This window comes from Nostoc sp., from assembly GCF_036919555.1.
Lineage (GTDB): Bacteria > Cyanobacteriota > Cyanobacteriia > Cyanobacteriales > Nostocaceae > Nostoc.
This window is the reverse complement of record NZ_JBALCS010000007.1, coordinates 98,070-115,785: the sequence shown is the minus strand read 5'-3', so window position 1 is coordinate 115,785 and position 17,716 is coordinate 98,070. Positions and strand designations below refer to the sequence as shown.

16 protein-coding genes are annotated in these 17,716 nt (G+C 40.4%); 10 read left to right on the top strand and 6 right to left on the bottom strand.

What is annotated here, in order from left to right; translation table 11 throughout:
* Positions 1 to 209 precede the first annotated feature (209 nt).
* Both V7K36_RS02385 and V7K36_RS02380 read left to right on the top strand, forming a co-directional pair.
* A complete protein-coding gene (locus V7K36_RS02385) occupies positions 210 to 2,282 on the top strand; it encodes a TonB-dependent receptor domain-containing protein (RefSeq protein WP_335112872.1) in 2,073 nt (690 codons plus the stop codon).
* 357 nt (positions 2,283 to 2,639) lie between these two features.
* On the top strand, positions 2,640 to 3,725 hold the full coding sequence (locus V7K36_RS02380; protein WP_335112870.1) for a glycosyltransferase family 4 protein: 1,086 nt from the start codon (positions 2,640 to 2,642) through the stop codon (positions 3,723 to 3,725).
* Between the two features lie 85 nt (positions 3,726 to 3,810).
* On the opposite strand, the gene V7K36_RS02375 is transcribed toward V7K36_RS02380, so the two are convergent.
* Entirely contained in the window at positions 3,811 to 5,442 is a 1,632-nt protein-coding gene (locus V7K36_RS02375) for a DUF655 domain-containing protein (protein WP_335112868.1), read from the bottom strand.
* Between the two features lie 220 nt (positions 5,443 to 5,662).
* On the opposite strand from V7K36_RS02375, the gene V7K36_RS02370 reads away from it, so the two are divergent.
* Positions 5,663 to 6,832, top strand: coding sequence for a cysteine desulfurase family protein (locus V7K36_RS02370; RefSeq protein WP_335112867.1), 1,170 nt, complete (start codon positions 5,663 to 5,665; stop codon positions 6,830 to 6,832).
* A 153-nt stretch (positions 6,833 to 6,985) separates the two neighbouring features.
* On the opposite strand, the gene V7K36_RS02365 is transcribed toward V7K36_RS02370, so the two are convergent.
* Positions 6,986 to 8,251, bottom strand: a complete 1,266-nt coding sequence (locus V7K36_RS02365; RefSeq protein ID WP_335112865.1) for a hypothetical protein — start codon at positions 8,249 to 8,251, stop codon at positions 6,986 to 6,988.
* Positions 8,252 to 8,659: 408 nt separating this feature from the next.
* Here V7K36_RS02365 and V7K36_RS02360 point away from each other — a divergent pair, with 408 nt between their 5' ends.
* Positions 8,660 to 9,748 carry a DNA methyltransferase gene (locus V7K36_RS02360; RefSeq protein WP_335112863.1) on the top strand — a complete coding sequence of 363 codons (1,089 nt, stop codon included), beginning with the start codon at positions 8,660 to 8,662 and terminating at the stop codon, positions 9,746 to 9,748.
* On the opposite strand, the gene V7K36_RS02355 is transcribed toward V7K36_RS02360, so the two are convergent.
* Both V7K36_RS02355 and V7K36_RS02350 read right to left on the bottom strand, forming a co-directional pair.
* On the bottom strand, positions 9,714 to 10,631 hold the full coding sequence (locus tag V7K36_RS02355; RefSeq protein ID WP_335112862.1) for a hypothetical protein: 918 nt from the start codon (positions 10,629 to 10,631) through the stop codon (positions 9,714 to 9,716). The genes V7K36_RS02360 and V7K36_RS02355 overlap by 35 nt on opposite strands.
* Positions 10,628 to 10,891, bottom strand: a complete 264-nt coding sequence (locus tag V7K36_RS02350; protein WP_335112860.1) for a helix-turn-helix domain-containing protein — start codon at positions 10,889 to 10,891, stop codon at positions 10,628 to 10,630. Before V7K36_RS02350 ends, V7K36_RS02355 begins: the two co-directional genes overlap by 4 nt.
* Before the next feature lie 195 nt (positions 10,892 to 11,086).
* On the opposite strand from V7K36_RS02350, the gene V7K36_RS02345 reads away from it, so the two are divergent.
* The 3 genes from V7K36_RS02345 to V7K36_RS02335 are packed head-to-tail and all read left to right on the top strand — an operon-like array spanning position 11,087 to position 11,770.
* Positions 11,087 to 11,365, top strand: coding sequence for a hypothetical protein (locus V7K36_RS02345; protein ID WP_335112858.1), 279 nt, complete (start codon positions 11,087 to 11,089; stop codon positions 11,363 to 11,365).
* Entirely contained in the window at positions 11,362 to 11,535 is a 174-nt protein-coding gene (locus V7K36_RS02340; RefSeq protein ID WP_335112856.1) for a type II toxin-antitoxin system VapC family toxin, read from the top strand. Before V7K36_RS02345 ends, V7K36_RS02340 begins: the two co-directional genes overlap by 4 nt.
* Before the next feature lie 46 nt (positions 11,536 to 11,581).
* Positions 11,582 to 11,770: a hypothetical protein gene (locus tag V7K36_RS02335; RefSeq protein ID WP_335112854.1), complete on the top strand. Its 189-nt coding sequence runs from the start codon at positions 11,582 to 11,584 to the stop codon at positions 11,768 to 11,770.
* Between the two features lie 745 nt (positions 11,771 to 12,515).
* Here the strand turns inward: V7K36_RS02335 and V7K36_RS33935 are convergent.
* Complete coding sequence (locus V7K36_RS33935; protein WP_442948425.1) at positions 12,516 to 13,022, bottom strand: DUF1294 domain-containing protein; 507 nt, start codon at positions 13,020 to 13,022, stop codon at positions 12,516 to 12,518.
* Positions 13,023 to 13,157: 135 nt separating this feature from the next.
* Between V7K36_RS33935 and V7K36_RS02320 the strand changes: the two genes are divergently transcribed.
* Entirely contained in the window at positions 13,158 to 13,892 is a 735-nt protein-coding gene (locus V7K36_RS02320) for a DUF1995 family protein (RefSeq protein WP_334941634.1), read from the top strand.
* A gap of 2 nt (positions 13,893 to 13,894) precedes the next feature.
* Positions 13,895 to 14,101, top strand: coding sequence for a KTSC domain-containing protein (locus V7K36_RS02315; RefSeq protein WP_335112947.1), 207 nt, complete (start codon positions 13,895 to 13,897; stop codon positions 14,099 to 14,101).
* On the opposite strand, the gene V7K36_RS02310 is transcribed toward V7K36_RS02315, so the two are convergent.
* Positions 14,091 to 16,178 (bottom strand): hybrid sensor histidine kinase/response regulator, encoded by a 2,088-nt coding sequence (locus tag V7K36_RS02310; RefSeq protein ID WP_335112852.1) that lies wholly within the window; start codon positions 16,176 to 16,178, stop codon positions 14,091 to 14,093. The genes V7K36_RS02315 and V7K36_RS02310 overlap by 11 nt on opposite strands.
* A gap of 486 nt (positions 16,179 to 16,664) precedes the next feature.
* Here V7K36_RS02310 and V7K36_RS02305 point away from each other — a divergent pair, with 486 nt between their 5' ends.
* On the top strand, positions 16,665 to 17,150 hold the full coding sequence (locus V7K36_RS02305; protein WP_334828080.1) for a molybdenum cofactor biosynthesis protein MoaE: 486 nt from the start codon (positions 16,665 to 16,667) through the stop codon (positions 17,148 to 17,150).
* Positions 17,151 to 17,716 lie beyond the last annotated feature (566 nt).

Sequence of the window (17,716 nt, the reverse complement as noted above, 5' to 3'; positions counted from 1 at the left end):
CCCCTTTGCAAGGAGAACTAGATTTCCGGTCTCCCCCCTTTATAAGGGGGGATTAAGGGGGGTAATTCGACTTGTGTGTACAACAACACTAGCCTTTGCAAGGGGGGTAACACCTCGAAAGAGATGGCAATGATTAGTCTCTACTCAATGATCCTCATTGCAAATAGTGTCAATAAAGTTAGGTTTAGCAAGCTGCTGTTTGAGGAGTCATGATGAAAAGTTGGTGGTTGTATAGCGGTTTTCAGTTGTGGTTGGCACTGAGTCTATCAGGATACTTAAATGCTTTAGTGATTATGCCTGCATCGGCACAGGTTAAATCAGAAAGTAATGTAGATTTCCCTGTTTCCAGCAACCTTACTCCTCTGTTGAAAGTTGGGAGGGGCAATGCCAAAGGCGGGCTACGCCTACGCAATTCTCCTATAATTCGACAACTAAGCGAAGTCGAACCCCCCATTACCAATGCCCAACCGTTACTAGTACAGTCGCCTACACCACAAATAACACCTGCATCAGAAATAGTACAAATTACAGGAGTTAAAGCAAATCCCACTGATAAAGGTGTGGAGATAATTTTACAGACCACTCTTGGGACTCAAATGCAAATAACAAATCGCAGTATGGGTAATAATTTTATTCCTGATGTATCTGGCGGGCAGTTGCGTTTAGCGTCGGGCGAGGCTTTCACATTTCGTTCAGAAAAACCGCTTGCGGGAATTACTGAAATAACAGTTACGAATATTGATGCAAACACTGTCCGAGTCACAGTGGTAGGTGAGAAGGCTTTGCCAACAGTTGAGTTATTTGATGATAATGCAGGGCTGGTTTTTGGGATAACTTCTGCTACAACAGCGATGCAGCCACCGCAGCCACCTCAAACATCACAGAAGCCAACGAGTGAAACCCCGCAACAAAAGCCAACAGTACAGCAGGACGGGCCGATTGAGTTGGTGGTGACGGGTGAGCAAGATGGGTATCGCGTGCCGGATGTTACAACTGCAACAAAGACAGACACGCCTTTGCGCGATATTCCGCAATCGATTCAGGTCATACCACGACAGTTGGTAGAAGACCGCAATGTGAAAACTGTGACTGAGGCAGTGGAAACGGTCAGTGGTGTTTTCAGTGCAGATACCAATTTTAACTCACCCGCAGGAAGCTATATTATCAGAGGATTTGAACAAGCAGGAAATTTCCGAAATGGCTATCGAGATGCTGGCAGCCTGACACCAATTGAAACGATTGAGCGAGTGGAAGTTTTGAAAGGGCCTGCCTCAGTTCTATTTGGAGCAGTAGAACCCGGTGGAATCATCAACGTTATCACCAAACAACCCCTCAGTGAACCCTATTACAATCTTGCATTTCAGGCAGGAAACCGTGAATTTTATCAGCCCAGCATCGATTTCTCAGGCCCATTGAATGACGATAAAACCCTGCTCTATCGCTTAAACGCCAGCTATGAAAGTTCAAACGGGTTTCAAGATTTTGTCACCTCACATTTGACCACGCTCGCACCTTCAATCACTTGGAAATTGGGAGATAGGACAGACCTAAATCTATATTATGAATCTACTAAATTCAATGGTATTCCTGAGACTTTCACTACTCTTTTTAGCGATAATACCTTCAAGCTGCCTCGAAGTCGTTACTTAAATTATCCTCTTGATGGTCAACATTATACCACTCAAAAATATGGCTACACGCTAAACCACAAGTTTAGCGATAACTGGCAGCTCCGTAATAATTTTTCTATAACTGCTTTTAACGCCATCGAGGAGTATACGGTAGGAACAAATCTAGTGGATGATCGTTTCTTAGAGCAATATGCTGCAAGGCGTAACTACATGAGAGACAACTATTTTGGACAGATCGACTTGCTTGGTAAGTTTAATACAGGCTCGATTCCACACCAACTTGTGTTAGGCTTCGATGTCAACCGCTTTGTGCAAATTTATAATCCGATTATTCTTGCTGTACCTGCTCTAGATGTCTTCAACCCAAACTACAATATTCCCAAGCCACTTACTAGTCTTTATACTTTTAGTAACTTTCAGACTATTCAATCTTATGGGTTCTACCTTCAAGATCAGATTAGCTTTCAAGAAAACCTAAAGCTATTAATTGGTGGGCGCTTTGATTGGATTTCCCAAAAGAGTGGCACAGACGAACCAGAACAGAATGATAGTGCGTTCAGTCCCCGAATCGGGTTGGTGTATCAGCCCAGCAAATCTGTTAGGTACGGAAAGCCGCCCAAAGAGTATCTACGCACTTTATTTTTTAATTAACATTTGAAAATCAGATAATTAACAGGCGATAGTAGAGCTTTTTCGCCGATTATCACGATTTAACTTAGATTTTGACGATTGTATAAAATTCCTATTTATAAAAAAACCTCTATTTCAAATTGTACTAAATTACACAAAAATTAATAAATTAGAATGTATTTACCTCTTTAGAAGTGGGTAATTTCCGTACTAGGATAGACGAAAAATCTAGAGATTAAGAGCATAATATTTGAAGGGAATTGTTAAGAAGTTTAGTATCTGAAGTTACTTTCTGATGCAGAGTGAATCAATTACAAGCACTCCAACAACAGAAATAAGAAACTTCTAATTCAAGTTTTATTTTTTAGGAGGTTTGTGATGCGAATTGCTCAAATAGCTCCACTGTGGGAGAGAGTTCCACCTCCAGCTTATGGTGGTGTAGAGTTAGTAGTGGGGTTATTGACCGATGAATTAGTCCGACGCGGACACGAAGTAACTTTATTTGCATCGGGAGATTCTATTAGTCTGGCAAAACTAACGTCAGTTCATCCCCGTGCCCTCAGACTCGATCCTACTATCAAAGATTACAGCATTTACGAATTGCTAAATTTAGCTTCGCTGTATGAACGCGCAGAAGAGTTTGATATTATTCACTCTCATGTGGGGTATGGGGCGCTGACTTACGCAAATCTCGTTACAACCCCTACGGTTCATACGTTGCACGGTATTTTTACCCCTGACAACGAAAAGGTGTTTAGTTTTGGGAAAAAACAACCCTACGTCAATATTTCCGATGCACAACGAGAACCAAGGTTAGGGTTGAACTCTATAGCAACGGTCTACAACGGGATTGATGTCAGCAGTTATAATTTTCACTCCCAACCAGAAGATCCGCCCTACCTGGCGTTTTTGGGTCGGATGTCTCCAGAAAAGGGAGCGCACTTAGCCATAGAAATTGCCAAACAAGCTGGTTGGCATTTGAAAATGGCAGGTAAGATAGATGCCGTTGATGTGGAATACTTTGAGAAGGAAATTAAACCGCACATTGACGGGGAGCAAATTGAGTATTTGGGTGAAGCCAACCATGCTCTAAAAAATGCTCTGATGGGAGGTGCGGTAGCAACTCTGTTCCCGATCACTTGGCGGGAACCCTTTGGATTGGTGATGGTGGAGTCAATGGCTTCGGGTACGCCAGTGATTGCGATAAAATTGGGGTCTACTGAGGAGATAATTTCCCACGGCAAGACGGGTTTCCTCTGCAATAATATTCAAGAGTGCATCAGTGCTATTGACCAAGTAACAGAGTTAGACCGTTATGCCTGTCGTCAGCATGTCGAAAATCTTTTCAGCGTTGAGCGCATGACTGATGGCTATGAGGCGGTTTATCAACAAATAATAGCAGAACGATTTTCTCAGAATGGGCATTTCCGGAGTTTGACTGGTTTAGCTAGCGATCGCATTTAAAGGGAGCATTTGTGTAATATTACATATTTTTAACTACGTAGAATACAAACCATCGTAGGGGCGCACAGCTAGTTGTACACCCCTATTACCAAATCAGGCAATCGCGCCATTTTTCCAATGTCTTCGCCTTAACTCCTGGAACTCTTTCTAAGTCTTGTAAAGATGTAAATTTTTGCTGTTGACGGCTAATAATTATCCTCTGTGCTAATTTCTTACCCACACCAGGGAGAGTTGCTAATTCTTCTAGACTTGCGGTGTTGATATTTACTTTTTGAATTGATTGAAGTTCACTTGATGAAGAAGTTTTTATCTGGGGACACCGTGTTTGTTCTAATTTAATTTTTTCTTGAATTCCTGGTGGTAAGCCAGGTTTAATTTTGGTATAAATACGAGCAAATTCTCGCACATAATGGGCAGCCACTATGGGACTTTTAATTACTACAAGTGTCTCATCGTTACCACTATTAGCAGCATCTGACCAATTATGAGAACCTGTAATTACTGTTTGACTATCAATAACACCAAATTTGTGATGCAATAAATCGCCTTTGGGTAACACAGGTACGCCTACAGTAGTAATTGGATTTGACCAAGGATGGTTATCAACTTCATATTTACATTTGTTACTGAGAGCAACCCCCATCATATCTAATGCTTCGCTATAAGGACGATAGGCAAATTGTGGTTCAATTAAAGCGCGAATTTGCACACTTTGTTCATGGCGTTTTTCTAAAATATTGGCAAGACGCTGTTCGGAAAAAACAAATAACGCCATATCAATAGATTTAGTTGCTGAATCTAAAGTTTTACCAATTAAACCATTACTACTGTTAATCCAAGGTTGAGTTGGAGAAGTAGGCGAAAATTGCACAGTAATTTGGCTTGTTCCTAAAGTTATTAGTTTAGGTAAACGCATTGGCTTTTTTAAACCAAATTGACTATCTGGCTGACCTCCCGGACCATCTCCCCACATGATGTTAAACTCTTCTGTAAATAAAGATGCTAATTCCGGGCTGTCAATCTGTAATAAGTTATTTGCATTACCTAAACTGCTGGAATTTGTGAAATCCCCAGAAGTATCACTTAAAGTAAAATTGGCCGAAGTGATAATTACAATGCGATCGTCCACAATCACAAATTTGTGATGCATCAAATTGCTACCGGCTGAACCATCTGCTCGATCATCTATCCAGGCAATTTTGGCATTCTGCAAAATTATCAAAGCATCTCTTTGATTGATTTCTGTTGGACTGAGTTGATTATCTTGGTTAATATCGATAAATTGGCGGAATTCGTGATAGCGTTCCTGTTCTCTTTTATCTAACTTACCTACTTCAGTAGATGTTAAACTACTCCAAGGTCGGCTGTAGGTATTTTCTAAAATTATCCTGACTTTTACCCCAGCTTTTTGTCTATCAACCAATGCTTGGGCAACTTTGGGTAAATGTAATTCTTGCACCGCCACATCTACTGTAGATTTAGCGTGCGAAATAGCATCGACAATCTGTTTTTCTAAATCATCCCCCAGGCGAGTTTGCTGACGGTAAGCTTCTTTGTATTCTGAAGACTCAGAATGGTTAAAGTAAACTTGAACTAACGGGTCTTGTAGTAAGGGTGCTGGACGCTGATTGTAGGACTGGACTCGTTGACAACTAGCGAGGGGAAAGATCAGTAAAAAGATATATAAAAAATATCTTTGTCTAGAGATAAATTGCACTGTAATCTGTTAAAAGTGGATTAGGAGTGGATATATTTATCATTCCCAAAATTTTCTGTTTTGAATTAAGTAGAGAAATAGCTTTCTTTCTTCAAGGGAAAAATCCACTGCTAGAGGCAGAATTACAGAGATTTTTTTCAGGATTTGTCCACTCAAACTGTATATGCTGAGAAGATCAGCAGCTTATTACTAGCGTGTGTTCCCACCATTATTCAGTTATATGCAAATTTATCTAGATTACAGCGCCACTACACCCACTCGAAAAGAAGCGATCGCAGTTATGCAAACAGTCCTCACTCAACAGTGGGGCAATCCTTCCAGCTTACATGAGTGGGGACAACGGGCTGCAACGGTTGTGGAACAAGCCAGAGTCCAAGTTGCTGGTTTAATTAACGCCGCCACTCCTGAATCGATCATCTTTACCTCTGGCGGCACTGAGGCAGATAATTTGGCGATTATGGGTGTGGCTCGGTTGTATGCTGTTCCTCAACATCTAATTATTTCCAGCGTTGAGCATTCCGCAATTTCTGAGACAGTACGGTTGCTAGAGATGTGGGGTTGGGAAGTTACGCGCTTGTCTGTAGATGTTAAAGGTAGAGTCAATCCCTTGGATTTAAAGGCGGCGTTGCGACATAACACAGTTTTAGTTTCCGTAATTTACGGTCAAAGTGAAGTAGGGACAGTGCAACCGATCGCAGAATTGGGTAAGATTGTGCGATCGCATGGGGCTTTGTTCCATACAGATGCGGTGCAAGCTGCGGGACGCTTACCCATAGATGTGCAACAACTCGCTGTAGACTTACTTAGCCTTTCCAGTCATAAAATATATGGTCCTCAAGGTGCAGGGGCGTTGTACGTGCGTCCTGATGTGGATTTGATGCCCTTACTGGGTGGTGGTGGACAAGAAATGGGACTGCGTTCTGGTACGCAAGCAGTACCGATAATTGCGGGGTTTGGTATAGCAGCAGAATTAGCAGCACAAGAATTGGCTACAGAAACACCACGGTTGATTGAGTTACGCGATCGCGCTTTTGCCCAACTAGCTGAGATTCCTGGTTTAATTCCTACAGGTGATGCTTGCGATCGTTTACCTCACCATGTCAGTATGTGCCTAGAAAATGCCGATGGAGAAAAATTGAGCGGTAAAACCTTGGTACGACAGCTAAACCTTGCAGGTATCGGCATCAGTGCTGGTGCTGCCTGTCATAGTGGTAAACTTAGCCCTAGCCCGATATTGTTAGCGATGGGCTATTCCGAAAAAGCTGCCTTGGGCGGAATTCGCATCACATTGGGGCGTGATACGACTGAAGCTGATGTAGATTGGACAGTGATGGTGTTGAAGCAAGTTTTGCAAAGGCTAACACCGGATTTATCTTTAGTTAAGCGTTGATAGCTCATACTAAAATTTAGATACAGCATTTGTCGGAGTGTTTTCTATGTCCCTGCAAGAGCTTAAAGAGCAAGCCCATCAACTGCCAGTGAGCGTTGGCGAAGTTTCTCTGAAGGAGATCGCCTTGAACTCATCCATGCGATCATGGAATCCTTACAGATGTTGCACTCCCCACTTCAGAAAGAAGGCAAAAAAGGGATCAGTAATATGAAGTTTTTGTTCCTCTCTATCCCAATCGAGTACTGGTGTTGAAGCTTCATCACTAGATGCAATTTCAGTCATTTTTTCCAGCACCCTTGTTACTTCATGACCTTGAGGGATATTGTCTATTAAGACATCTTTTATAACTGATCTCAACTGTTCATATTCGATGGTTTCAAGCCCAGGAGATAGTTGAGCTAGAGCCAACAATATGACTTTATAGATATCAGCGGTTTCACCACTTTTCAGCATTCTTGGAAGTCTATCAGTCCTTTGTCTAGGCCCCTTTGCTAATTTATCAAATACAATTTTTCCTGTTCCTTCTGCAACTTTAATAAATAGTTCATCAGTTATATTATCTATTTCTAACCTTTCTGATAAAGTTGTTTCAACTTTGTGAAAGCTTGTAAGTTCACGGCAGAATTCCTGCATGAGATGAGGGCTGCCATACGCTTGCGATGCTAAACGCAAGCCAATGGATTTAGATAAATGTACATTCAGTAAAGGAAAACCTTCATTTGGAATCTCCAATAACTCTTCATTATTCCAGGTTGGAATGGGTATTGATTCAAGCCTTCCAGTAATTTCTCTTTCTACTTTTACCGCATCATATCTACGATGAGGTATGGCAATGAGAATAACTGGAAGACCCTCAAAAATCAAGGGTTTTAGAGCACGAATAATATTTCCCTGAAAGTCTCTATTAAGATAGTGAAAATCATCAATAATTAGGGGAATATTTGCCTTACGAAGTTGGGTTATGGCGGCAGAGCGTGGGCTAAGAGAAATACTCTTAGTTTGTGCCATACCACGATTTTGTGAGTAATCTGACCCCAAATTTCCTTTTCCCTTTAAAAAAAGAGGTATGCTTGCTTCCGCTTCGATTTGACCTTTAATTGACGATGTAGTTTCCTGTGACTTTTCTAACTCTAAATCAGTGTAGCCATGAATTTCTGTTAAAATATAATTCCAAAGATCATTCTCTTCTCCAATTGTTCCGCCATCTATCCAAAGACCTTTCTCATTTCTTGGAAATACTTTATTAGTTAGAACAGTTTTACCCGATTTAGTCGCACCTGTTATAGTCACTAATTTGCACAAATTGTCGGTTGCTGAACGTAATTTATTTTCCAAATTCCTTTCGGAGCGAGCCACATAAGTATGCTGTGGCATTCCACCAGGTACAAATATATGTGAACTTTTATACTGCTTTGGCATTGCTTTCCTTTAAGGCATGACAGAAAGAAATACAATTATAACTGTAGACTTAGAGTAGTAAATAAATATTAGTAAATAGTTAGGGCACTAGTATTACAGCTTGATCTATCTTCAGTTCAACTGTAATTTTCAATCGCAGCGCTCTATGTGGCTCCTGCCAAAAATAAGAGTTAATACTGGAACAATGGGAGTAATGCTAAACCGACATAATAAACTATGAATTAACTTCCCGATAATCTTGAAGATGCGATCACCTTTAGCATATAGAACCCTTCACCACCGTCACATTCTTTGGCAGAACTGCTAAGGCGATATGTCACGGTTAATTCTAGTGTCTATCAATATAAAAATATCCCAAAATAGGATAAAATAAGCTCTATCAAGTTTTAGAGCCACGTAAACCAATAAATGAGTCTATCTAACCCAGAACCTAGTTTCCCCAACACCTTAAAACGCAAGGCTATCAGCACAGTTGGTCGTGGAAAACTAGTCAATCTCAACACCAACTTAAATTTTTCTGTGTGGAATGATGAAAGTGTTGCTCTATATCTAGGCGATAGTCTCGAACACTATAACAATTGGGAGCAGCCTACGGTCATCGTTTCAGATGGAGCTTACGGTGTTCTTGGTTTTGAAGGAGACACTTCAGATCATACTGATTTACCTAATTGGTATAAACCTCATATTGAAGCATGGTCAAAAGCAGCCATACCATGCACAACACTTTGGTTTTGGAATTCAGAAATTGGCTGGGCTGTTGTACATCCACTTTTAGAAAAGTACGGTTGGCGTTATGTTAATTGTAATATTTGGAACAAAGGAAAAGGTCATATCGCAGGGAATGTTAATACAGAAAAAATTCGTAGATTCCCTGTAGTTACAGAAGTGTGTGTTCAATATGTAAGAGAAGTTAAAGTCAACGAACTGACGTTGAAAGTATGGTTGCTAGAAGAGTGGAAACGTTCTGGATTACGACTACGACGAGCAAACGATGCTTGTGGTGTAGCTAATGCTGCAACTAGGAAGTATTTTGATCAAGGACATTTATGGTATTTCCCTCCTCCAGAGATGTTTGAGAGGTTAGTGAACTATGCAAATGAGCATGGTAGTCCAGAAGGAAGACCTTATTTTTCTTTGGATGGGAATCAATCCTTAACAGGACAAGAATGGAGTAAGATGCGCTCCAAATTCAGATGCCCTCATGGTTTTACAAATGTTTGGGATCGGCAAGCTCTAAGGGGTGATGAGAGAGTTAAGACTCCTTCTGGAAAAGCACTACATCTTAATCAGAAGCCTCTGGATTTGATGAGCGTTATTCTTGAAGCATCAAGTGATAAAAACGATGTTATATGGGAACCTTTCGGTGGACTGTTCAGTGCATCTCTAGCAGCGCGTAAACTAAGACGAAAAGCTTACTCTTGCGAAATTGATCCAGATTATTTTTATTATGGAGTGCAGAGATTTAATCAAGAAGTTCATCAATACTCTCTTCTCTAATCTCTAGATAATCTTGTAGAGATTTCTTGATACTGTCTTCTCGACGGCTTGATAGAAGCCTATTCCATTGACCAACTTTAATACCAGAAACTTCAATGTTATAGACACGCTGCTTAAATTTTTCAATACCTGGATGTACGATTCTGTCCATCTTTGCAAAATTAGTATCTAGTCTGTATTTGTACCGGATCAACAGTTCACGCAGAAGGCGCTGATATTCTCTAGTTGGTTTATAGATTTTTCCTTCAACACCCCATGAGTAAACTATTTTTTGAGCTTCTAAGAGTTCTTCGGCAGATCCTTGAAATTTATAACCGCTAGTGTTTGTCTGCTGTAAATTTGCTGTTCTTTGAGTTGTATCTTCTGGCTCCAAAACAAGATAATCTGGCGGATTATGATAATGAGTATCTCTAGCTAAAGCTACAGATAAACCAGAGACAACACATACATCAAGAATACGAGGCTTGCCATAGATAATTTTCTCAGGCAACCATGCCAGCATAGCAACATAGGTCTGATCATACTGAAAGTGATTTTGGCTGTCTTTAAAGCGTGCTGTTATTTCCGTTGCTAATGGAAACCATGCTTTAATCTCTAATCCTGGTGTTGGCTGAACTCTTCCCACGAAAATAGTATCTGGAAAGCCTGGATCTTGCCTGTGCCACTTTCCAAACTTAGAAAATTCATTTTGTTTATTCAAAAATTCAACTGTGTTAAATTCGATTAAATTTCCGAGTAAGGGTGAAAGCTTTGAGATAATTTTAGTCAAGTTTAGCGCTGCGTCTACAGTTACAGGCTTAGATATATCTAAAACGTCAAAAATATGACCCGATAAATTATCTAGGTACTGAGATGCCAGCCCGATTACATCCTGTGTATTCATATCTCCTCCTCACAAGATGCTTCAGATATTCCTTGTTCAATTCTTTTGAGAAGATCGCAAGGATCTATGCCGATTACGCGAGTAACTAACAGAAACTCAATTACATCTAACCGCCGTTCACCGTTTTCATATTTGGCTACAAAAGATTGTGGCTTTTTCAAGGATTTAGCAAGCGTCTCTTGAGTTAGTTTTGCCTCCTTACGAGCTGCAATCATACAGCGACGGAATATTTTATAGTCCTGGATGAAAACAAATTTCATTGTGCCTTGGCTTTAGCACTATGTATACGTTAAACACAATAAACCCATTTTCGGATAATCCCAAAATAGGATACTTATATCCTAGCAGCGATGGTGTTGAAGCAAGTTTTGCAGAGGCTGACACCGGATTTATCTTTAGTTAAGCATTGATCGCACTCTAAAATTGAGACGTGAAGCACTTTTATGTTTACTACTATGAACTTTCCTCCCCAACTCCAACAGAAGATCGAAAAATGGGCAAGCAGTCAGGGAATATCGACTGAGCAGTTTATTTTGCAAGCGATCGCTGAAAAAATTGATGCACTCACTCAGCAAACGGCAGAAGCAACCAATCTACTGTCTTCTAACCAACCAAAAGTCTATCGAAAAGAAGGGATTTTGGTTGTAGATGCCCAATTACCAGAAAACTTTGATTTGAATACCTTCATTGATGAGTTGAGAGAAGAACGCATTCAAGATCAGATGGCTTTATGAAAGTCTTGTTTGATACCTCTGTGTTGGTTGCTGCATTAACTGTCAATCACCCGAAGCATTCTGTTTACTTCTCACGGCTGAAGGCAGCAAAATCTATAGAAGTTCAAGGATTTATCTCAACTCACAGTTTGGCAGAAACGTATTTTGTAATCACGCGCTTACCCATTTAGCCGCGTATTACTCCCCAACAGGCTCAGAGCATTATTGTAGATACTTTTGCAGTATCTTGAGGGGATTCCACTACTCTCCAATGACTATCAGGCTGCGATCGCACAAATGGCAGCCTTAAACTTTCCTGGTGGCGGTATTTTCGATGCTCTGATTGCTCAAGCTGCCTTGAAGGCAGAGGTAGCTGTTCTCCTGACGCTGAATCCGAATCACTTCACTCGTTTGGGAAATGCGTAGGCGTAGCCCGTCGTAGACATCGCTGATCTGGTGCAAGTTCCAGAGTACGGGTGAGCGTAGCTCCCTATGTCACGGTTGCCGAAAGTGTTAAACAAGTTTTTTCCCAAAAGGTAATATTTTGAGTCATAAAGGAGTTCAAGCATGACTTATTTTCATTACTTTTGATTAAGGCTTTTCTTGAATGAGTAAAACCATCATTGGAATTGGGATGTTTGTTGGCTCTACGATTGGCAGTTACATCCCTGCATTGTGGGGTGGAAGTTTGCTATCGTTCACCTCGATCCTCTTGGGCGTCATTGGTGGCCTTGTGGGGATTTGGGTTGGGTATCGCGTATCAAAATATCTCGGTTTTATCTGATTGGCGCTCTATATCACTGTCGCCCAAAGCCTTAAACGAGTCTTTTACCAACAGGTAAAATTTTGAGAGTGTCTTCTATGCGATCGCACTTCTAAAATTGGGATGTGAAGCACCTTTGCATTTACTCCTATAAACTTTCTTCCTCAACTTCAACAGCAGATCGAAAAATGGGCAAGTAGTCAGGCAATCTCGACTGAGCAGTTTGTTTTGCTTATTTTTTCTGCTACCCTCTATAATGCTGAGAAATAAACCCACCAGTCTTCTCCCAAAGAAAAGCCAATCCAACCAAAATATCAGATGAATAGCTACTATTACCCAAAATACAACTTGGTATGAAACCTTCCTACTTTTGTGACGTAATCTTCGTTGGGCGATGAATCCCCCCAACTATCCACCCATGAATTCACACAAATGTAATGTTCTTTCTGGTACTCTCCAACGCCCCTGTTTTGCACGAGATTTATCATCCGCATACAGTGCAAAGGTAACAAAACTTATCACAGGATAAAGAATCAGAGGAATTGGGTTGAAAGTCGTCAATGCAAAATGCATTGCTCCTAAACCTGGTAATAAAGATAAGAGCAATACCTCGAAAATTAAAGAATATTTAGCTTTAGGCTGGAATGTTTCTTTCTCGATTGCCAAAGATGAGATTATCGGCATAGGTTTGGATACAACTCCTTCAATGAAGGCGTTGCAAGCATGAATTCTTCCGTCTTTATCAGCCGTTAGCTGATAGCAAATCACATTACCAACTTGTGGACGATGATTTGTTTCTTGGAGTGCAGTGATATGAATAAAAACGTCTTGACTGCCATCACTGGAGCGGATGAAGCCAAAACCTTTGTCATCCTTCCATTTTGTTAATTTACCTTTACGCAAAACAGGTTTCATCAAAGACCTTGATATCAATACTTTATTTTTAAGGTTCCCATATCAAGACCAAATTATTCATATTAAAATTTAGCAACGCCAAAATCAGAGCTAATACTGAAACAATGGAAGTAATGCTAGAGTGACATATAAACCATGAGTGAACTTCCCAATAGTCTTGAAGATGCGATCGCCCAATCTCGTGTAGCCGTCCAAGCTGCCCTTGCCGATGGCTGTACTCGCCTACAAGTTGAGTTCTTGTTCCCAGAACTCAAGTATATGCCGGTGGCGGAACAATTTCTGCCCCTGTTTACAGAATATGGTTCCCGTTTGAAGATTTTCTTTGCTGACGCTGGGGCTGCGGCCTTAGCCCGCCGCAATTGGGCTGATGCACCATTTCAAATTTTGGATATTGGTACGGGTAGGGCTGCTTCCTTGCAGACAAAAATTCAGCCAGAGGATGAAATTTTCTTATTCATTGCTCCCACTTCCGTAGAAGTACCGCAGTTGGAAAAGTTATGTGAAGAAATAGGCGATCGCCCTGTAGTCTTCTTAAATCCCCGCTTAGAAGATTCCGGGGTTGTGGGTATTGGTTATGCAGCAAGGCAAACTCGCCAGCGTTTCACCAATACCATTGAATCCTGTTATTACCTGCGCCCCATAGACGATCAAAGTGCCCTATGTCGCTGCTACCCAGGACAGTGGGAAGTTTGGCTGGAAACTAACGGTGAATATCAAAGAATTGCCGAATTACCCACAAAACCATCGGGTGATGAGTTGGATCTCATCCTCTTGAAGGGACAACCACAAACAACAACAGATGCGACACCACAGAGAAAGCCCAGTGTGTTTAAGAGTTTGCAACGATTCTTAAAGGCGTTGAGTAGTTAGGGATTAATACAGTTAAAAGGGCGGTTAGAAAGCGCAACTACACAGACAAAACCCACCTCCGTGGGTTACAAAAATCTTACTTAGGCGTAGACGAGAATACTTGGGAAGATTTACATTCCTCTGATTCAATTGGCAGCTTTTTCAGCCAAGAGATTAAAGGTAAATATAACTGCGATCGTCTAGATAATGCAAATTATACTATTGACTAATAACTGCATGTAGAGTTTTCAATAATTCTTGCGTTGTGTAAGGTTTTGGTAAAAAAGCTGTATGTTCAGCTGTTTTATGGATTGGGATTTGTTCATTTTTTACAAGCCCACTGACAACAATAATCGGCAATAACGGATTTATATTTTGCAATATGCGAATTGTAGTTGCTCCATCCATATTGGACATGATCATATCGATAATTACAGCACTAATTTTATCTTTATGCTGGGCATAAATTTCTAATGCTTCCATACCATCACTAGCAGTAATTGCTGTGTAATTATAGTTTTCTAGCGATGTTTTAGTAATTTCCTGAATGGCAGCTTCATCATCTACAATCAAAATACATTCTCCAGATCCAGTTGGTATTTCTATATTTTCTAATAACTGGATTGGAACTTGATTAACTGCTGGCAAATACACCTTAAACTTTGTCCCATTGCCTACACAACTTGACACGTTGATTAAACCACCGTGTTCTTTAATAATCGCCATTACTGTTGATAGCCCAAGTCCTGTACCTTTACCCAACTCTTTTGTTGTAAAAAATGGTTCAAATATTCTATCTAATATTTCACTGTTGATTCCAAGCCCCGTATCAGCAACTGTCAGAACAATGTAAGCACCAACTCTAGCTTCTAGATGCATACTGGCATAAGTTTCATCAATCCAAATATTCTCAGCAGATATTGTTAAAGTTCCGCCTGTAGGCATGGCATCCCGCGCATTCAGAGACAAATTAATCAATATCTGATATACTTGGGTACTATCGGCACAAATAGGTAATAGTTCCTCATGAATTTCTGTGTACACTGCGATTGATTTAGGAAATGTTTGTGAGATAATTTGCTGTATTTCTAAAATCAGGTATTTGACTTGAAGCACGGTGTGCTGACGCGTAGCGACTTGTCCTTGGACATCGCCTTCAATTCCCCTAGCAAATGACAGCACTTGCTTTACCAAATCAGCACCACGTTTGGCATTGCTTTCTATTATTGACAGCATCTGGCTAATTTGTTGATCATAGGTTTTAGCTTTGAGCAGATGCACTGACATCAAAATTGGTGATAACACATTATTTAAATCGTGAGCAATGCCACTAGCAAGAGTGCCTATACTTTCCAGGCGTTGAGCACGTAAAGAGTTTTTTTCTATTTGTTTTTTCTGGCTAATATCGGTATCAACTACAAGGATTGATTTAGCTTGAGAATGTTGATCATCTATCAGCGTCCAGCGACTTTCAACGATGACTTTTTTACCAGATTTGCTGGTTTTCTGTAACTCACCTTGCCAAGATCCATCCTTTAAGACAGTCTGATAAATTTCTAGATTTGCCGACAAAGATTCAGTAGACAAAAGTTCATCTGACTTCCTACCTATAGCTTCTTCTGACTTCCAGCCGTAAACTTTCTCAGCATTTTTGTTCCATAATAAAATTTTGTTAGACGAATCTTGCACGACAATTGCATCACTGACAATATCTAGCAATGCCGCTTGTTTAAAGAAACTGCCCAAAATAGATTCGCTTTGGTGTAATGCTTCTTGTGCCTCTTTATAACCCTGTTTGATGCTTTCCAGTTCAACTAAATTTCGCCGGCTCTCTAGTTGTCTAACTACCACGCGGCTAAGATTTTGCAGTGCTTCTACCTGTTTGGAACTGATTTGGCGTGGTACGCAATCAACTATACATAGAGTCCCGATCGCTTCTTTTCCTGGTGCTAACAAAGGTACGCCTGCATAAAATCTCACACCAAGTTCAGCAGAAGTGACTATAGGATTCGTCGCAAATCGTTCATCAGCTAAGGTGTCAGGAATAATCAAAACTTCGCCACTTTCCATGCAAATCGAGCCGAACCCCTGATCTCGTGGCATTTCCTGTACATCTAACCCCACCTTAGCTTTGAACCACTGGCGGTTAGCGTCAATTAGATTAATCAAGGCGATCGGTGTGTTACAAATCTGTGCCGCTAAGAACGCTAGCTCGTCGAATGTTTCTTCTGGTGGAGTGTCGAGAATCTGGTACTGACGCAGAGCCTCAAGCCTTGCTGCTTCTTTGTTACACACTAAAGATTTCATAGGAATACTCGGTAAGTGGGAAACTCAGCAAGCTCAATAAAGTCACGAGCAGATTATTTAAATAACATAGCAAGCATATAGCTTGATGACTTTAATTATACTAATCTCCTTTAATAAGGATAAGCGAGAATTTTGGTTATTTTAAGTAAATTTTAGAATATTTACACCCTAATAATTTTTTGTGGGGAGATAAAATTACTGAGACTAAGATAGTTAGGCGGTAATATATGTAACTATGTTAATTATAGGACTCATATCTGATTTTTGAACAAGATTTCGGATGAAACCCTGATCAAACGGGATTTTCAGTCTCAGTATGTTTTCAGAAATCAAATCGGATTCCTATATATATTTCTTTACAGAAATTCAATTGTTCTTGTTATCCTAAAAGTTTTGCCCAAAAGCATTAGCAAGAGCAACTAAATATATACCAGCAGCGTTTTGTTCAGAGAGAATAGAAAAAGCCTACATAATACCAACGCAGTTATGACGATTACACTTGCCTCTGCTGTTAAACCAAGAGCTGAAGATAGTTTTGCCATTAGCTTTGCACCATTGTCTCTTGAAGAAATCTACGCCAAGTCTGACGATCCAGCCAACGGTGCTGTGGTTATAATGAGTGGCGTGGTTCGCAATCAAACTGATGGTAAACCTGTAATTGCTCTAGAGTATCAAGCTTACGAACCTATGGCATTGCGGATATTTTATCAAATTGCTGCTGATATTCGCTTATCTATATCTGATGTGAATCGGGTAGTGATTCATCATCGCACCGGACGTTTGCAAGTTGGAGAAATTAGCGTTTTAGTAGCAGTGGGTTGTCCTCATCGGAGTGAGGCGTTTGAAGCTTGTCAGTATGCTATTGATACGCTTAAACACCAAGCACCCATTTGGAAGAAAGAGCATTGGGAAGATGGTTCTAGCTGCTGGGTGAGTATTGGTGCTTGTGAAACATCAGCAGAAAATTGTTAAGCTTTCTGAGCTATTGTCTTCAAACAAGTGCAATCTCTTGAACACGCAGCAATTCATCCAGCAATTAGCAAACTATGATGTGTTCTCGTATTAAATGCATTTATAAGCTTAATGCAATGATTGCTGCAATGATTTAAGCGATGCTTATAGATGGCAGAGCAATTGTTGCAAAGTATGAGACATTTGCAGCAACTACTTATAAAATTGCTGTAAACGCTTAAAGATTTCTTATGAATGATGTTGCATTAGCTGCAAAGTATGAAGCATTTGCAGCAACTACTTATAGAATTGCTACAAATGCTTAAAGATTTATTATGAATTAACTAGCAATTGTTGCAAAGTATGAAGCCTTTGCAGCAACTCTTTATACAATAGCTGCAAACGCTTAAAGATTTCTTATGAATGATGTTGCATTAGCTGCAAAGGTTCAAATTTTGGCAACCAGAGTTTGAATTTTAGCAATAACTGTTTGGTTAGTAGTTGGTGATCATGGGTTGAAAAAACTCAATATGAAGCGATTTTGTGTAGCATTCTGGCAGACATGACCCTCGCTACGCTCCAATTCA